The organism is Niallia sp. Marseille-Q9988, assembly GCF_976954375.1.
Genome location: NZ_CDRJSZ010000007.1, coordinates 27,092 through 44,470, shown reverse-complemented (window position 1 = coordinate 44,470; position 17,379 = coordinate 27,092). Strand labels below are relative to the sequence as shown.

At 33.2% G+C, this 17,379-nt stretch carries 18 protein-coding genes and 1 riboswitch; of the genes, 4 read left to right on the top strand and 14 right to left on the bottom strand.

Going from position 1 to position 17,379, the window contains the following annotated elements:
• Window positions 1-268: 268 nt before the first annotated feature.
• The 7 genes from ypeB to ACWNMZ_RS13765 form a co-directional block, all read right to left on the bottom strand.
• Window positions 269-1,615 (bottom strand): germination protein YpeB, encoded by a 1,347-nt coding sequence (ypeB, locus tag ACWNMZ_RS13795; RefSeq protein WP_031538289.1) that lies wholly within the window; start codon window positions 1,613-1,615, stop codon window positions 269-271.
• Window positions 1,616-1,628: 13 nt separating this feature from the next.
• The gene (sleB, locus tag ACWNMZ_RS13790) at window positions 1,629-2,687 is read right to left on the bottom strand and encodes a spore cortex-lytic enzyme (RefSeq protein WP_251628005.1); all 1,059 of its coding nucleotides are present in this window, start codon (window positions 2,685-2,687) and stop codon (window positions 1,629-1,631) included.
• Between the two features lie 200 nt (window positions 2,688-2,887).
• A complete protein-coding gene (gene prsW, locus ACWNMZ_RS13785; protein WP_235249986.1) occupies window positions 2,888-3,556 on the bottom strand; it encodes a glutamic-type intramembrane protease PrsW in 669 nt (222 codons plus the stop codon).
• 39 nt (window positions 3,557-3,595) lie between these two features.
• The gene (locus ACWNMZ_RS13780) at window positions 3,596-4,564 is read right to left on the bottom strand and encodes a YpdA family putative bacillithiol disulfide reductase (RefSeq protein ID WP_031538285.1); all 969 of its coding nucleotides are present in this window, start codon (window positions 4,562-4,564) and stop codon (window positions 3,596-3,598) included.
• A 176-nt stretch (window positions 4,565-4,740) separates the two neighbouring features.
• Window positions 4,741-6,018, bottom strand: a complete 1,278-nt coding sequence (locus ACWNMZ_RS13775; RefSeq protein WP_235249946.1) for a Glu/Leu/Phe/Val family dehydrogenase — start codon at window positions 6,016-6,018, stop codon at window positions 4,741-4,743.
• A gap of 743 nt (window positions 6,019-6,761) precedes the next feature.
• Window positions 6,762-7,343: an adaptor protein MecA gene (locus tag ACWNMZ_RS13770; RefSeq protein ID WP_031538283.1), complete on the bottom strand. Its 582-nt coding sequence runs from the start codon at window positions 7,341-7,343 to the stop codon at window positions 6,762-6,764.
• A 132-nt stretch (window positions 7,344-7,475) separates the two neighbouring features.
• Window positions 7,476-8,270: a metallophosphoesterase gene (locus ACWNMZ_RS13765; RefSeq protein WP_235249944.1), complete on the bottom strand. Its 795-nt coding sequence runs from the start codon at window positions 8,268-8,270 to the stop codon at window positions 7,476-7,478.
• Between the two features lie 251 nt (window positions 8,271-8,521).
• Between ACWNMZ_RS13765 and ACWNMZ_RS13760 the strand changes: the two genes are divergently transcribed.
• Genes ACWNMZ_RS13760 through ACWNMZ_RS13750 form a run of 3 tightly spaced genes read left to right on the top strand, consistent with a single transcriptional unit; the run spans window position 8,522 to window position 9,627 of the window.
• Complete coding sequence (locus ACWNMZ_RS13760) at window positions 8,522-8,743, top strand: spore coat associated protein CotJA (RefSeq protein ID WP_031537380.1); 222 nt, start codon at window positions 8,522-8,524, stop codon at window positions 8,741-8,743.
• Window positions 8,744-8,750: 7 nt separating this feature from the next.
• On the top strand, window positions 8,751-9,011 hold the full coding sequence (locus tag ACWNMZ_RS13755) for a spore coat protein CotJB (RefSeq protein WP_235249931.1): 261 nt from the start codon (window positions 8,751-8,753) through the stop codon (window positions 9,009-9,011).
• A gap of 46 nt (window positions 9,012-9,057) precedes the next feature.
• Window positions 9,058-9,627: a manganese catalase family protein gene (locus tag ACWNMZ_RS13750; protein WP_031537377.1), complete on the top strand. Its 570-nt coding sequence runs from the start codon at window positions 9,058-9,060 to the stop codon at window positions 9,625-9,627.
• A gap of 85 nt (window positions 9,628-9,712) precedes the next feature.
• Here the strand turns inward: ACWNMZ_RS13750 and ACWNMZ_RS13745 are convergent, their stop codons facing one another.
• From ACWNMZ_RS13745 to ACWNMZ_RS13725, 5 genes are all read right to left on the bottom strand, one after another.
• Window positions 9,713-10,171 carry a DUF2663 family protein gene (locus ACWNMZ_RS13745; RefSeq protein WP_031537375.1) on the bottom strand — a complete coding sequence of 153 codons (459 nt, stop codon included), beginning with the start codon at window positions 10,169-10,171 and terminating at the stop codon, window positions 9,713-9,715.
• 132 nt (window positions 10,172-10,303) lie between these two features.
• Entirely contained in the window at window positions 10,304-11,020 is a 717-nt protein-coding gene (locus ACWNMZ_RS13740; RefSeq protein WP_251628007.1) for a LysM peptidoglycan-binding domain-containing protein, read from the bottom strand.
• A 54-nt stretch (window positions 11,021-11,074) separates the two neighbouring features.
• On the bottom strand, window positions 11,075-11,674 hold the full coding sequence (locus tag ACWNMZ_RS13735; protein ID WP_251628009.1) for a CPBP family intramembrane glutamic endopeptidase: 600 nt from the start codon (window positions 11,672-11,674) through the stop codon (window positions 11,075-11,077).
• Window positions 11,675-11,683: 9 nt separating this feature from the next.
• Window positions 11,684-13,180 (bottom strand): RecQ family ATP-dependent DNA helicase, encoded by a 1,497-nt coding sequence (locus ACWNMZ_RS13730; protein WP_231512550.1) that lies wholly within the window; start codon window positions 13,178-13,180, stop codon window positions 11,684-11,686.
• A complete protein-coding gene (locus ACWNMZ_RS13725; protein WP_251628011.1) occupies window positions 13,177-14,181 on the bottom strand; it encodes a helix-turn-helix domain-containing protein in 1,005 nt (334 codons plus the stop codon). Before ACWNMZ_RS13725 ends, ACWNMZ_RS13730 begins: the two co-directional genes overlap by 4 nt.
• A 355-nt stretch (window positions 14,182-14,536) precedes the next feature.
• On the opposite strand from ACWNMZ_RS13725, the gene ACWNMZ_RS13720 reads away from it, so the two are divergent.
• A complete protein-coding gene (locus ACWNMZ_RS13720; protein ID WP_031537368.1) occupies window positions 14,537-14,785 on the top strand; it encodes a ferredoxin in 249 nt (82 codons plus the stop codon).
• A gap of 417 nt (window positions 14,786-15,202) precedes the next feature.
• On the opposite strand, the gene ACWNMZ_RS13715 is transcribed toward ACWNMZ_RS13720, so the two are convergent.
• Window positions 15,203-15,784, bottom strand: a complete 582-nt coding sequence (locus tag ACWNMZ_RS13715; RefSeq protein ID WP_031537367.1) for an ECF transporter S component — start codon at window positions 15,782-15,784, stop codon at window positions 15,203-15,205.
• Between the two features lie 170 nt (window positions 15,785-15,954).
• Window positions 15,955-16,090: riboswitch (FMN riboswitch) on the bottom strand.
• 267 nt (window positions 16,091-16,357) lie between these two features.
• On the bottom strand, window positions 16,358-17,125 hold the full coding sequence (locus ACWNMZ_RS13710; RefSeq protein WP_251628013.1) for a M23 family metallopeptidase: 768 nt from the start codon (window positions 17,123-17,125) through the stop codon (window positions 16,358-16,360).
• Window positions 17,126-17,379: the final 254 nt, after the last annotated feature.

Genomic DNA, 17,379 nt, shown 5'->3' with positions numbered 1-17,379 from the left:
ACACTTTCCTTTTTTTGGATTATATCTACCTTTATTATGTACTTTATTTTTATTTAATTGTAGCACTTCTATCCGTAAATAGTTCTTAGGACTCATAAATATACTCTATACACCGAACTATATACCTACTTTCATGTATCATTATTGCATGATTAAATTATATTTGGCAATACCACCTTATGGAGCGTCTTACTGGAGTTTAAGAATAAGAGAAAAAAACTGTCAACCTTCTCCTTTTTAGAGCCTGTTGACAGCTTTTTTATTTTTATTATACTACTTCTTCATAAACTGGTTCAGCATTCTTTAATTTTTCAACTTTTTCTTCTGTTCCATTATCGGCGTTAATATAAATCCGATAAGTATCTTCTCCTAATGTTCCAATAAATTCATAACATAACACTTCTTCATTAAGATCATTAAGGATTATTGCTAATCCATCATCCATAATATTAACCTGTTTGTTGATTTTCTTTAATGCATCTTGTTTAGATATCACCGGATCTTTTATTTCTCTTTCTGTATTTGCCATTAAATAATCCTCTGCTGCAAAGCCAATGATATTTCCATTATCTAATGCAACTTTCATTTTTATGCTATCTGGATATATTTTTACTCCATCGACTTCTGTTACAAAATTAAACACACCAATGTTTTCATACTGCATACTTTCAAATAAAGCTAAGTTTTTAAAGTTATGATCCTTTAAAAATTTCACAGCATTATTATTCGCTTCATTAAGGCTAATTTTATCTTTTTTTACATCTCGAGAAACAATCGACCATATTGGATATCCACCTTGTTTTGTTATATCCATATTGGCTTCTATATCTGTACCTTTTTCCTTTAATGTTACACTATAGAATCCATAATTTGAACCTTCTCCACTTTCAGTGACTTTCACATCTACAGGATTTTTAAATTCAGCAAATTCTTTTGCAATATTTTCTGCTTCTTTTTCAGAAATCTTCTTTCCTTTTAAATGTTTGAAGTTTTCGTCCTTTTTTTCCATATTAACATTTGTTACTCCAAAACTTGTTTCCTGATAACCTTCCACTTTATTTTCTACGGTTTTCAAACCATCAATAATGGTATTATCTAACTGCTTATCTGTGGCTAATGCCATTTCAACATCCATCCAGCGGAGATTATTTTCCAGAACTAGATGCTGAACATTTCGTAATTCATCTTGGATATCTGCTGCTTCTTTATACAATTCATCTAATTTCTTATATTCATCATCAGATAATGGTTCTGAATTTAAATCTCTTACAGCAGTACGGTAACTAAAGTCACCAATGTTTGCTAGGAATTCTTCTGTTTTATTAAATGGTAGCAATGTTAATGGCAACTGTCCCACATCTGAATGTGCTTCAGATGTAATTCTCCATACTTCTGCCAATGCAGGAGAAAGAGATTCTTGTGAATTCATTGCTAATGTTGTACCAATTTGGTCATGAAGTAAATCTACTTGATACGTTAAATCATGGAAAGCCCTTTGATAGTTATTCTCTGCATTTAATAATACTGCATTTTTCTCTTTGTGTTCTTGATAGCCCCAGTAGGCTACTCCTGCTATCCCAAGTGTTAATACTCCTATTAATATTCCTCTTAACATTCATCTCACCCCACTATTTACAAAATATGTGCTTACCTATTTGTTTAATTTGTGGTCGACCCCAAATCCATGCACTAGTTGCTGTATCCGGATTAAAATAATACAAAGCATGACCCGTTGGATCCCATCCATTTATCGCATCTAATACTGCTTCTTTTGCTCTTTCATTAGGAGTTAGCCATATTTGTCCGTCAGCAACCGCTGTAAACGCACGTGGTTCAAAAATGACACCAGAAACGGTATTAGGAAATGTAGCACTATTAACTCTGTTTAGAATTACTGCTGCAACAGCTACTTGGCCGACATATGGCTCACCTCTTGCTTCACCATATACTGCATTAGCCATTAATTGAATATCATTTTGTGAAAATCCACTTGGTACGTTTGCTGCAGTTGGTTCTTTCCCTGTAGTATTTTCGCCACCATTTGTATTAGCTGTATTTTGTGGTGCTGGAGTGTTATTATTCTCTGTTGCAGTACCTCCCTCACCAGCACTTGTCCCCGTACCATTCTGGTTTCCAGAAGTATTATTTTTCGGGGTTGCTTGGCCACCATTACTTGCTTTCTTCTGTGTATCACTTTGCTTCTTAGCTGTATTATTACTTGGCTTTTTCTCCGTTTTAGTATTAGGTTTTTTTGTTTGCTTTTGCGTTGTCTCTTTCTTAGCAGACGGAGTCTTTTGCTTTTCTAAATCAACTCCACCATAATGGGAGAACTTTTTTCCACGGTTAATTTGTTCTTTTACAAACTGTTCATTATATTTGGTTGCACGAAGTAGCTTATCTTTCGTCTTAGTGCCAGCTAAACCATCAATTGGCAATCCGAATTCATACTGAAAGTTTCTTAATGCCCAATATGTTTGCCAACCAAAAACACCATCAATCTTTCCATTATAATAGCCTACGTATTGCAGTCTAGCCTGTAATTCAATAACATCATCCCCTACAGCACCATGCTGTATAACTTGTTCAGAAAATGCATGCACTTTTTGATCATGAAAAGGGAATGCTAGTAGTTCTAACAAAACAAAAAGGATGACCGATATTTTTGTGAGTAAAAACTTTTTATTCATGCTTATTACCCCCATAACTAAATACTATTAACATTAACAGTATTTTTTGTAGCAAATGGTTTTTTATACAAAAAAAGTAGAGTGAAGTTATTCACTCTACTTTGTTGCCTTTTTATATTGCCACTCATCCCTATTCCATAGAGGTTTATGAAACCATTTTTCGCATAATGGTAAATTTTCCCCTCTATTCCTTTATACATTCATGTTCCTGTCATTTTTTGTATAGGTTCATTACTTAACTCTCGAGCACTCTTTACCTTTCGAAGTCCTAGCCACCATAAATAGAGCATAAATGGGGTAATAAAAATCAGCCAAATTTTCTCCCAGGATAATATATAATCATAAACACCATGAAGGATGAAAGGAACAAGTAAAGAATATACCAACCATTTCCCTCTTGGCACAATGAATTTTCCTTTACCAAAATAATAGCCCATAATGACTCCAAATAGTGCATGACTGGAAACAGGGAGCAATGCTCTTCCAATAGCATATTCTAGTCCGTTTGCCACTAGATAAAGAATATTTTCCATGGTCGCAAATCCTAATGAAACGGCAACTCCATACACGATTCCATCATAAGGTTCATCAAAATCAGCATGCTTAACTGCTGTATAAAAAAGAATAAACCATTTAAAAAATTCTTCTAATAGGCTGGTGGTAAACAGTGCACTCCAAATACCTTCTGGAATAACATTCTCTGTTTGTAACACATATTGTATAAACATGATTGGAAAAACAAGTAGTGCGCCTGAAATAAAAGACCGCAAGACGAGTGATATTGGTTCTGAACCATATTGATCTTTTAAATAAAAATAGCTTAATAATGCTAATCCAGGCGCTATTCCGGCTGAAAAAATCGCCAACATGTCAATTCCCCTTTTCCTCTGTTTAAGGAGTATTCGGACCTATCTATTTTTTTCTAGGATCGCTTTGGCAATTTGCTCACCGTGAAATCTTCCATTTTCGATAAAGATTTCATTTGCATCATTTCCTGCCGCAATTACCCCAGCAATAAATATTCCATTCCTATTCGTTTCCATCGTTTCTGGGTCAAATATAGGTCTCCCTGTTTCTTTCTCGATTTCTACACCCATTTTTTTTAAAAATTCATGATCAGGATGATATCCAGTCATCGCAAACACAAAATCATTTTTTATTTCATGAATTTGGTCATTCACTTCATAAAGAAGTGTCGTTTCTTTAATTTCTACGACATTTGCTTCAAATTCCATTTTGATAATCCCTTTTCTCACTAACGATTCAAATTCGGGCAAAATCCATGGCTTGATACTGGAAGAATATTCACTGCCTCTGTATAAAACTGTTACTCTTGCGCCAGCTTTCACCAATTCAATTGCTGCATCTACGCTTGAGTTTTTCCCGCCTATGACCGTTACATCATGATTGAAATAAGGGTGTGCCTCTTTAAAATAATGCATTACCTTTTCTAACTCTTCTCCTGGAACATTCATATAATTTGGATGATCATAATATCCAGTTGCAACGATAATATAGGGAGCAATATATGTTGCTTTTTCCGTTTTTACAATAAATGATTGCTCTTCTGTTTTATTAACTTCCAGAACTTCTTCGAATGCATTAATGCGAAGCTCTTTTCTTTTTGCTACTTCTCGATAATATACTAACGCCTGATTTCTATTAGGCTTATATTGTTCTGTTATAAAAGCTACTTCACCTATTTCCAGCTTCTCACTTGTACTGAAAAATGTCTGATGAGTAGGATAACCATGGATGGCATTTACAATATTTCCTTTTTCAATAATTAGTGGATTTATATTTATTTTCTTTAAAGCGATTGCTGCTGCCAGACCGCATGGACCAGCACCAATGATAATAGCCTCTTCTCTTTTCAAATCGTTCACTCCTAACATTTTACCATAAGGGTAAACTTCCTTAAGAAATCCTTTTCTATTAATGAATATGGAATCGCTATGTGGAAGAAATTTACCCTAAAAAGTGCCAAAATAAAAAATCTCCTACCTATAAGGATAGGAGATTTTTGTAAATTGAGCAATAGATTTAGCCAATTTTATATCCAACCGCGGAATCTAGATGCTTCCGCCATTTTTCTAACCCCCACCATATATGCTGCCAATCTCATATCTACACGACGCATTTCGGCAGTATCATAGATGTTTTTAAAGGATTTGCTCATTACTTTTTCTAATCTTTCTTCTACTTCTTCTTCTGTCCAGTAGTACCCTTGATTATTTTGAACCCATTCAAAATAAGAGACAGTAACTCCTCCAGCTGAAGCTAATACATCAGGAACCAATAATATTCCTCTTTCCGTTAAAATACGGGTAGCTTCCAATGTTGTAGGTCCATTTGCCGCTTCCACCACAATACTAGCTTTTATATTATGAGCATTTTGTTCTGTAATCTGGTTTTCAATCGCTGCAGGAACTAAAATATCACAATCTAATTCCAGTAAATCTTTATTTGAAATTGTATTATTAAATAAATTAGTAACAGTCCCAAAACTATCTCTTCTATCTAATAAATAGTCAATATCCAAACCTTCTGGATCATGCAATGCTCCATATGCATCTGAAATACCAATTACTTTTGCACCAGCATCATGCATAAACTTAGCCAAAAAGCTGCCCGCATTTCCAAATCCTTGTACAACAACTCGTGCACCTTCAATAGATATGCCTCTTCTTTTTGCGGCCTCCCGAATACAAATGGTAACACCTTTAGCAGTAGCAGTCTCTCGTCCTTGTGATCCACCTAATACAAGTGGTTTCCCTGTAATAAATCCAGGTGAATTAAATTCATCAATTCGGCTATACTCGTCCATCATCCATGCCATAATCTGTGAATTAGTAAAAACATCTGGAGCAGGAATATCTTTCGTCGGACCAACAATTTGACTAATTGCACGTACATAACCTCTGCTTAATCGTTCCAATTCCCTAAATGACATATCACGAGGATCACAGACAATTCCACCTTTCCCACCACCGTAAGGAAGGTCCACAATTCCACATTTTAAACTCATCCAAATGGAGAGTGCTTTCACTTCTGTTTCTGTAACATTCGGATGAAAACGAATACCACCCTTTGTAGGTCCAACTGCGTCATTATGCTGAGCGCGGTAGCCTGTGAAGATTTTTACAGTTCCATCATCCATTCTCACAGGAATTTTAACTGTCATCATTCGAATCGGCTCTTTTAATAATTCATACACTTCATCTGAGTAACCAAGCTTGTTTAAAGCTTTATGAATTATTGTTTGTGTTGATTTCAAAACATCGTGTTGCTCTTCTACATGATTCTTCTCGTTAGATTTGTTGGCTACCATTAATAAATCCTCCTAAAAAACTACCAGTTTATAAACTGTAGTTCTTCTTTATAAGAATAATTATTTAGCTTCTTTTATAGAATCGAAAACATAAATGATTTTATTATTTCTTGTTTATTTGCTAATTCAAAGCATAGTATACTCTTTTACCTGCAAGATGCAAGAAAATTCGTCAGAAAACTTGATACAGAATCAACTAACACATAAGCTATCTGATTTTGCCAGCTTCAGGCATATTCTCCATCAATAAATCCATTTTTTACTGTGGATAACTGTTTTTTATTTCATATTCTACTACTATCAGTATATTCAATTAAACGATTCTTTGTCCTACCCCACCCTCATTTAATTATCATTAATTCATTTGTCTATAAACTAATTTCTTTACTCGATAAAATTACTTGAGGCCAAACAAAAATGATGGGAAGGATATCCCCATTTCATTTTAACACTTTCAACAGGTTTTACCAATCATCAACTTGTAAATTTTTATGTAGAATATTTTCTAAAATCACAAAAAAAGATAGATGATTTTATTTGCTTTTAAAGCAACTTTATTCTAAAAAACATAAGAATAAAAAGGAAAATCATTCTATCTCATTTATATGTAAAGGAATTTTCGTATATGTTGGTTGCTATTAGCCACAGCCTGAATACACATATCTTCAAACGAGTGTCACCTGTCTAACCGCCCATCCTCGTATGATTCTACGTATACAGGCTGCTTTAGTATTTCTAACAAATTAGAAATACTGTACTAGCGTCTCAATAGCATTATCGCTTATTATCGTATTTCCATATTCTTCAATAATGTATATACTCTTTAAACTACTTTCCCCATACTCACTTAGAATAGCAATCATTTGTTCTTCTTTGTACGAAGAAATATCTGTAAAGCATAAATAATATATTTCATTTAGATTATATAATGAACCGCCAGTAAAATTATTTTGCACTAATTGTTTCCCTGCGTCAATAACATCCTCTATATCTATGAATTCATATAATATATCCACTGTTTCTTCTACAGTTACTTGCATCTCTAAAAAACCTTCTGATAAGATTTCTTCTGTATCCAATTCATTTTCTGTTATGGTTAAAATCATTACCATACCTTGAGCTTTCATTGAAAATATTTCAACAGCTACTGATCCATGTATCTCCATATCAAATAAATCATTTGCTTCTTCAAGCATTTCATGAAAAAAATACTGCCACTTTATCGAGTCTTTCCATATATCTTCCTTGGTCAATCCACGTTCATACAGATCATCGGTGGTCAGATGGATTTTAATTCTATTACTATTTAATCTCTCCAAACGCATGACTACGCCTCCTGCTCCTTGAAAAAACTCTTAATGCAGTTTATGAAAAGAAGGAGTAATCGGTGAGTAATATTATTAAGTGAGATTATTTAAAATGAAAAAGCCAACTATTCAAACTGTTGGCTTAAAAAATTATATTTCTTCCTCATTCTGTTTGTGTTGAATTCTAATAATATGTGTTTCTGGCTTTGCCCCTAATCTTAAAGGAATACTTGTTGTGCCGTATCCATTACTAACAAACAAAGTAGTCTTTCCGATTAGCTTTGTTCCACCTAATTCATATGGTCCAAAACCAAATATCCGAATTTGGCCACCATGAGTGTGACCACTTAATACTAAAGAAATTTGATTTTCTTCATCTAATTCTTCGATTATTTTTGGATTATGACTAATTAATATTTTAAAGCTATTGTTCTCTACCTGTTGAAGTGCCGTTTCTAAATCATCATACTCTAACGAATAATCTTCTATTCCAATTAAAGACCAGCCTTCTCCATTTGATGACATAAAAGATACTGCTTTATTATCCAACAAAACGATGTCTTCTTCATTCAACAAACTCTCTAATGCATCCCGATCTATTTCATAATCATTATTTCCCCAGACAAAATAAACGGGTCCAATTTGTTTCAGCTTGCGTAAATTTTCCCTTGTTTGCTCCAAGTTTACCCCCTTTTCTAAAAGGTCTCCACCTATTATTACCAGCTCTGCTACATCAATCACCTCATTGATTATAGTATCGTCAATGGTTCTTCGGTGTATATCCGAAATAAAAAATAGCGTTATTTCATGGATCGATGAAGGAAAGTTAGGAAAGTAGAATAGCTCATATTTCACATTATTCTCATTCGCGATATTTTTCATATAGATAAGGAATGCAATACAAAAAATTACAAGCAAAATAAAGCCGCCCAATAAAAATACCATAAAAACCTCCCCGTATTACCCTTTATGCTGATTCCTTTATTTTAATACAATTTCAGCTTGTTTTACTAATTTTAAGAATACCATTTCCTTTTATTTCGATTAGCTAAATGGAAACAAAATATTCCTATTTTTTAGATTTCACTTGTAAAAAAAGCAAGAAGGAAAAGTTGAGCTTCTATAAAAGAAAGCATGTAAATTAATTTCTAGACATAAGATGTAAAGTATACCAATTATAAAGGAGGGAAATTATTATGCCTTCATTTTACAGAGAATATCATCCTTTTATCAGTCAGTTTGATCCCTGTCCACCGATAAAAACAAAAGTGTACTCAACGCCGCCCAATTTATTTCTTGGTTTTCAGCCACCACACCTTCCTCAGTTTAGTCCAATGGAAGCTTTAAAAGCAGGCACTCTATGGAAAGCTCTTTACGACCCTTACTACAGTCCATATGAGAAAAAAATAAGGGAGTGAAAAAATTATGAAGCAGCTTCCACCTGAATATTATCAATTATTAGAACAGCTCCAAGCCGTCGACTTTGTACTAGTCGAACTAACCCTATACTTAGATACCCATCATCACGATCAAGATGCTATTAATCAATTTAACCATTATGTAAAAGAACGAGAAAAATTCAAAAAGTTATATGAAAGCAAATATGGACCTTTATTGCAATTTGGAAATAGCCCATCTGGTTCACCATGGGATTGGGATTCACCCCCTTGGCCTTGGCAAGTGTAAACATACTTCAAATATTTAATTTTGCGATAAAGGAGAAAAGAATATTATGTGGTTATATGAGAAAAAGTTACAATACCCCGTTAAAGTGAGTACCTGCAATCCAATGCTTGCAAAATTTTTAATTGAACAATATGGAGGTGCAGATGGTGAACTTGCAGCTGCATTAAGATACTTAAATCAGAGATATTCCATCCCTGATCGTGTTATTGGATTATTAACAGACATAGGAACAGAAGAATTTGCTCATTTAGAAATGATTGCTACGATGATATATAAATTAACGAAAGATGCTACTCCAGATCAACTGAAGGCTGCAGGTCTTGGTGATCACTATGTTAATCATGACCACGCCTTATTTTACCATGATGCTGCAGGCAATCCTTGGACAGCAACCTATATACAGGCAAAGGGAGATCCAATTGCTGATCTATATGAAGATATAGCTGCAGAGGAAAAGGCTAGGGCCACATACCAATGGATCATCAATATGAGTGATGACCCAGATTTAAATGATAGCCTCCGTTTTCTTAGACAAAGAGAAATCGTACATTCCCAGCGTTTTAGAGAGGCAGTAGAAATTATTAAAGATGATCGGCAGCAGAAAAAGATTTTTTAAGGTTATTTTCTGTTTATATTCAAAAAGATACCTCCCTCGTAGGTATCTTTTGTTCTTTATAGCCCTCTTCATATCTTACACCTTTTTACTTTGCTTGATGAAATAAATTTATGTCGTAGAAATCTTTTAATTTATTATACATTTCATGTCGTCTGTTCCACGTTTCACTATTCCCAAATAAATCTTTACTTTTATCAATAAACTCGCAACGCAAGTCATGGAACTCTTTTTCTGCTTTATCCCTCTTTTGTCTCAATACATTCATATATCCAAATACTCCGATTATAAACAGAAGAATATAAAGATTAATGCTTTCTTCCACATACACGGAAAACATAACAGCAAATGAATGGGAATAGGGTATAGCAATTTGCTTATAAAGCCAAAGAAAATAACAAAAGGTCGTAAAGATAGTACACCACATAATGAGTATGTGACGTCTTTTTAACAGATCAAATTTTTTCTTTTTCTCGATTATTTTTAGGATAACTTTTTTAGTTGTTCCATCTAACACATAGTCTTCAGGGAAGATTGGACTTTCCAAAGTCGCTCCCTCCTTTAAATAGCACAATTTTAAAGTATCTGTTCTTCACATAGACCTCATGTGTAAGCAACATAACTTATCAATCGCTTTATAAATATATATGTAGTTAGTGGACAAGTTAGAATTAATTAATTATTGTTCAAGTACAATTTTTAACGTTTGTCCTAACTGAACTTGGTCATTTGTCATATTATTAGCGGATTTTATTTTTTCGATTCCATCCCCATTAGGGAAATATTTTAAAGCGATTCGATATAAATTTTCTCCTTTTTCGACAGTATGATATACTATCTTCTCATTTGCATTTGCTTGCTCCATGACCTCTTCCGTTTCTTCATTTTTTGGCGGATTCTCACTTGTTTGTTCCGATTCAGTCGTTTCCTTTGTTGCTTTATCCTCTTCTTCTACCGTTTTTTCTTTTGAATTATCTGTAGGTACATCTTCCTCTTCTTCTGTTTCGGTTGTATTACTATCTATCACTAATTCTTCTTGTTCTCCTTCTTCCGTTTTGTCCTGATTTGATTTATTATTGGATGGATTTTCTTTTTGTATATTTACATTTTCAAATAAACTAGAAGTATTTTCTGTTGATAAAAGATTAGAAAAATCTTTTCCATTTAATAAACTATTTATTAATAATAAGACAACTGGCAAGAGCACAAATATAAATGCTAATAAACTAATTATTGGAACTTTAAATTTTTTCTTTTTATTTTTATGAACAGCGCTTCTTGAAGGCAATGACGATTCTTCCGCTCGTTCCTCGGATTTTTCCTCTTCCTTTGTCACCTTTACTAAACGTTGTTTCTGTAATTCAGCTTGAACCCTATATGGATCTTCTTTTTTCATTTACATCCCATCCTAACAGTTCCCCAATAAGTGAGCTTTTCCTCCACCGAACATTCACTTTGATACGCAAATTTCCTTTTGAAACAAATTAAACCGAATAATACAGCCGAGCAGGAAATCAATAAGAAAATGCATAATCACTGTAACCCAAAGATTTTCTGTCACTTCATATAAGACTCCAATAACAATACTTACTAATACAACATTAGCAAATAAAAAAGGATTGAATAAATACCGATAATGCATAATAGCAAAAAGAAGACAACTTAGAACTAGCCCTAAATTAGACTGGATGACACCACGAAAAAGTAATTCTTCACTAAATGCTACTACTAATGCTATGAACGCAATATGAAAAGGATGTCTATCTTGAAAAATTCGTTTGTTCACACCACTATCATCATGATAATGAGTAGTAAACCGATTCATCAACCAAATATCCAATATTACAACCACAAGTGCCGCAATGATTCCAATTATAAAATCTGTCCATTCATACTTAAATAACTCGGTAATTGGAGGATTCCATCTAAATATAATCATATGTAGAAAGAAAGCTATAATTAATAGGATAACTTGGGTCATATATACATTTTTCAATAGATCACGATCTGTCAATTGGTTAATTAACTCCATATATTTTGCTTTATTCATTTTCATACCCTACTTTTTTATATTTAAAATAAAAGCTAACTGCTCTTTCCAATCAACTTGTGGCATATCCTGTCTATTGTTCTTACTTTGAAAGAAATCAGATAACTCCAATCCACATCTGTCACAGCATTTTTCTTTTCTTTTGCTTTTGTACTTTTCTCCGAAATATTCCATAATATACTTTCTTCTACATGTTTCAGAATGTAACCAAGCTATCAGTTCTTGTATTTTCTGTTTTTTTACTTTCACTCTTTCTTCACGGAACTTACAATATAATTCTAGAGAATGCCACAATTCTTCCATTGATTTATTTTTTGGCTCAATATATGATTCCAAAACTCGCCACTGTATTTCAGAAAAAAGCATTTGTAACTGATAACTTTCATTTTTCATCCAATCATCAAATGTTCGGTATTTCCTTAAAAGTGCTTTCCATTTATTAATCTGAAGCTCATCTGGCAACTCCGATTCAATTAACTGATAAGCAATCCATTCATCGCCTGGTGTATAAAGAACCATCGACACACTCTGGTTCCCATCCCTTCCTGCTCTTCCAATTTCCTGAAGATAAGATTCTAATTGTGTAGGCATATGAAAGTGGATAATAAAGCGGATGTCTTCCTTATTAATCCCCATTCCAAATGCACTTGTAGCACAAATAACGTCTAGCTGACCAGCTTGAAATTGTTGTTGCACGAGGATTCGGTCTTCCTGTGACATTCCTCCATGATAGGCCATTATTCGTTTCGAAGCTCTTTCTTTTAAGAAAGCAACAGTCTGTTCAGCCAACTTTTTACTAGAGAAATAGACGATTCCCTGCCCATCAAGCGCTTGAATATTTGCAAGAAGCTTCTCCATTTTTTCTTGGGTATGTGCTAATTCTTCAATATTAATAGCAATATTAGGTCGATCAACAGAATAAATAATCTCCTCAACATTTTCTAGATTTAACGACCTCTTAATATCCTTGCGAATTTCTTCTGTAGCTGTCGCTGTCAAAGCTAATGTCAAAGGATTATTCAATTTTTGTCGAATTTTTCCTAATTTTTGATAATCTGGTCGAAAATCATATCCCCATTGTGAAATACAATGTGCTTCATCAATTACAAATAAGCAAATCTTCATTCGTTGAAAAATTTCAAGGATATGAGTCATAGAAATCATTTCTGGGGAAATAAAAATATACTTGTATTGGTTAATTCGTTTAAGTACCCGTTGCTTTTCTCCTGGTGTTAGAAAGGAATTTAAAGCAACTACTCTTTTTTCCCCTTTCATCTTCATTTGTTCTACTTGATCCTGCATTAAAGATAAAAGTGGAGATATTATGATGACGGTACCTTCGAGAAGCATTCCGGCAAACTGATAACATAACGACTTTCCTGTTCCAGTTGGCAGCATCGCCAGCGTATCTCTATGATTAAGAACCGACGCAATCGTTTCTTTCTGTCCTCCACGAAATTGGGTTAATTGAAAGTACTCTTTTAGTTTGTCTTCTAATTTCATCATGAATCACCATACCTTGCCATCACCACACGTATCTCAAAATAAGAGACATCTGGTAATTGTTGCTTTATTACCTTTAATGATTTAGACGATGATTGCTCGATGCTATCTTTAATTCTCGTCATTTTTTCCTCGCTCACCAGACTATGAACTGGAAATGCAGGAACATTTAATAATACTTCAATAATATGGTCTTCAATTGTACTTTGTTTTAAATTTCTTAAATGAACAATTTCCTCTATATTATGGCCTTTTTGAATAAGATCATATGTTTTTGCTGTTGAAGCCGTTAACGTATAATTTTTTTTATTATCTTCAATCATATAACATAATAAGGAATAGTCCTCCTTATTAGAAAGGATTCTTTCTATCATAAAATGAAGAATAGCAAGAAAAGATAACTGATATAAGGAGGGATCCATTTTCATTTCTAATGCAGCTTGATCTGACGTAAGACCTATTTTTTTTAAACCTGTTAATCTGTTAATCAGGATTGCTGGATTTATTTCAATCTCCTCAAGACATTTTACTAAATCTTTATAAAGGTACTTATTAATGTTACTTCTATCTATAGCTATTGAATGGAGAGTCTCTTTCAGCCATAATTGGGTCACAGGATTTCTTTGTACTGGTATATATCGAATACTGTTTCCAGACAAATGGGAAGCAACTTGTATAAATAAAGACAATCTCTGCCAAAAAGGCTCTGTAATGGCATGAAATTTCCAACCATTTAAATAATTTGGAAGTGGATTATCCTTTAACAAATTCTCCAACTCTCCCTTTCTAGTATCATTAATAAAATAATGATTATCTAAAGACTGTACAAGCCATTTTTCCTTATATAATGTTTGAATAACTTCCTCTAATTGCTCTCTTGCTAACATAGGAAAGGACTGATATAAGGAGGTTAACTGAAAGATATGAATATCTTGGATTGTTTGGGATGATTTTTTGCCATTTAATATATGAAGGATGGAGTATATGGTCCTTTCTCCATTCATTTTATATAAACAGTTAAGAATAATTATTTTCAAAAAGGACATACATTCATCTTCCTCTATATTCGACAAATTTTGTTGAAATTTGTTTGTAATATTTCTTTTATTTTAACATGAATTCAATTATTAAGTGAACTTTGATCTCCCAACATATAATATTTTTAGTGAAGCGAGCATTAATCTTTCTAAAAACTGCTTGAATTTTTGACTATTTTAAGAAAAGTTATTCTGACTTTCTACTTTTTCTGTCTCTTTTTTATTGAAAAGTTAAAGATTCAGTCTTACAATAAGATAATAGTAAGGAGTATGCTAGTCATGTATATACTCCGTATGAATAACACTGGAGGTTTTTTTACTCATGGCAAAATATACAATTGTTGATAAAGACACATGTATTGCATGTGGAGCTTGCGGAGCTGCGGCGCCTGATATTTATGATTACGATGACGAAGGTATTGCATTCGTTATGTTAGATGATAATGAAGGAACAGTTGAAGTCCCTGAGGTATTACTTGATGATATGTTAGATGCTTTTGAAGGTTGTCCGACTGATTCTATCAAAGTTGCGGATGAATCTTTTGATGGAGATCCACTAAAATTCGAATAGTTTTCTTTATCATAAACAAAGCAGAAAGGAATTATGTATCCTTTCTGCTTTTTATTTATTAAGCCGTATAAAGTGTAATAGATGATACTCCCTATAGGATTAGCGAAAAAAAGGTGACCTACTAGGCGAAAAGAGGGCACTGAAAAACTGCAATTTAACCATAATTGTTGGTGGCCGACTTTTAAATTTGGGTATTTCATTCTTTTTCAAATAAATCACCCCATATTTAATTGGGAGAAACTATACTTTTCGTGCAGCCTCACGGAAAGCGCAGTGTATTCAAACTGCGAGTAATAGCAACAGACTGTTTTGAAACCTTCTTGATAAAACTTAAAACACGAATGGTTATACGTATATTACCGCATAACCATTCGTGTTTATCGCTAGCTGACATGCTTTTTTCCCTGTCCCTTAAGATTAAACATTTCGTGATGGAATTTGTTTATTAATCCATACACCCATTTTTGAAAATACTAACGTAAATATTATTGAAATAATTATCCCTTTTAATAAATTGAATGGAATAATTGCGGAAATAATTGTTTGTCTTAATATAGTAGTATCATTCGGAATTTTCATTAACGCATTATAGAAAGGTAGCATGATAAAGTAATTAAATAGACTTAATAAAGCAGTCATGATTAAAATACTTAATGTTAAACCGATAGCCATCCCTTTTTTTGACTTAATTTTATTATAAATAAAATAGGTTGGCAGTATAAATGAGATTCCAGCGATAAAATTAGCAAAATGACCAACTGGAATTCCTGTTTCACTTCCTGTTATTAAATAATCCAATATATTTTTTATCAATTCAACTAATATTCCTGCTACAGGTCCTAAAATAAGTGCTGCAACTAAAGCTGGAATATCACTAAAGTCAACTTTTAAGTAGCTTGGAAATGGTGGAATTGGAAATTTAAGCATCATTAACACATAAGCTAAACTACTCATCATCCCAATCAAAACATACTTTCTTACATTCATTTTTTTCTTCATTTTCTTCTCTCCTTCTTTTTAGGATCCATCTACCTAAGAAGAAAGATTCAGCAATTTATTAAGAATACTGCAAATAAAAACCCTCAAGCTAAAGATATACTTGAGGGAGTAGTTTAAAGGTTGCATTCTTAATAAACGTTCTAAAAAGCTATTTTGAACGATTGCAGAACCTCCATCTTCTCCCATCCAGACTTTACTGTCGGTTTTGGAATTTCACCAAATCAACCTACCGAAGTAGGGTCACGGACTTTGAGTGCAAGACTCATCACCGTCGGTCGGGAATTTCACCCTGCCCCGAAGATAGACCAATATTAATTTGTTGTTTTACAATTGTTATTATACATGAAACAAACAATATTTGTGAAGAAGTTTGCTTAGAACTTCATTTATTGTTCACAATTTCACATATAAAAGACTTATTTTCACTCAAAAAGAGTTCACAAAATACTATTATTCTTTAACTTCGGGATAGTATCTTGTGAACGCTTTTTGCCGTTAGCCTTTTTTAATAAAAGGATTCGGTTGATTCCTCTCATGAAAGAAACTAACTCACTTTACCTATTCCTATACATTCTAAGTAAATTCCTCATTTTTATCTTCTATAAGATACTCACTGCTTTTTAGATATATACTTGCCTTCTTATATGGTATCGTTGTATATTCTGAGTCATCTTCTTTCTCCAATTCCAGCTCCATTTTCTGCATGCTTCTCTTTATATACTCTTCTTCCAACTTTTTTTCTTCCTCTAGAAGCAAATTTTTTTTAGGAGAGTGAATGGGTTCTGTTACTACATCCTCTACCTCTTCTTGCACAGCTATTTTTACAGTCTGACCTACTTGTACATTTCCTAATACTAAAATTGGATTTATTGCATTTTCTTTTGTAATGGTCCACTCTTTATTATGTATTTCAAAATGTAAATGTACACCAGAGGAATATCCTGTATTCCCCATTTCACCAATCAATTCCCCTTTTTTTACCAATTGTTTTTCCTTTACATGCAGTTTATTTAGATGAGCATAGACCGTTTCTAAGTCATTTTCATGTTTAACAAAAATAACATTGCCATAGGATTGAGAATAATAGGATTTTGTTACGACCCCTTCATCTACCACATACACTTTGTCTCCAAGATCTCCTGCAATATCTATTCCTTTATGTGTCCCATTTCTTGTATTAAAGGTATCTGTTATTATTCCTTCACTTGGCCAAGTCCATGCTTTTGTGCGGTCAGCGAGGGAAAATGCTTTTGCTTGTGAATGCTTGCCCCCTAAAAACAGTAAACTTATAAATAATAGCATAATAGCGGCTATAAGTATTCGCCTAATATAGTCTCCCATTAGTATCCTCCTTTTCCTTTCGTATCAAAAGACAGTCTTGTATGGAAAATTTGCATGAAGAGGTCCATTTAAAATTCACCTATTGCAATTGACATTTACATAGATTCCTACTCTTCATATACAGATATACAATAAAATCAATTTTTTTACTAAACATGCATTGTATCTGTTTGCTCCTATTAAAATGTATTAGCAATTCTTTCTTTTAACTAACAGTCCCTACTGTTTCTACTCTTTCAACTTATGAGTACATG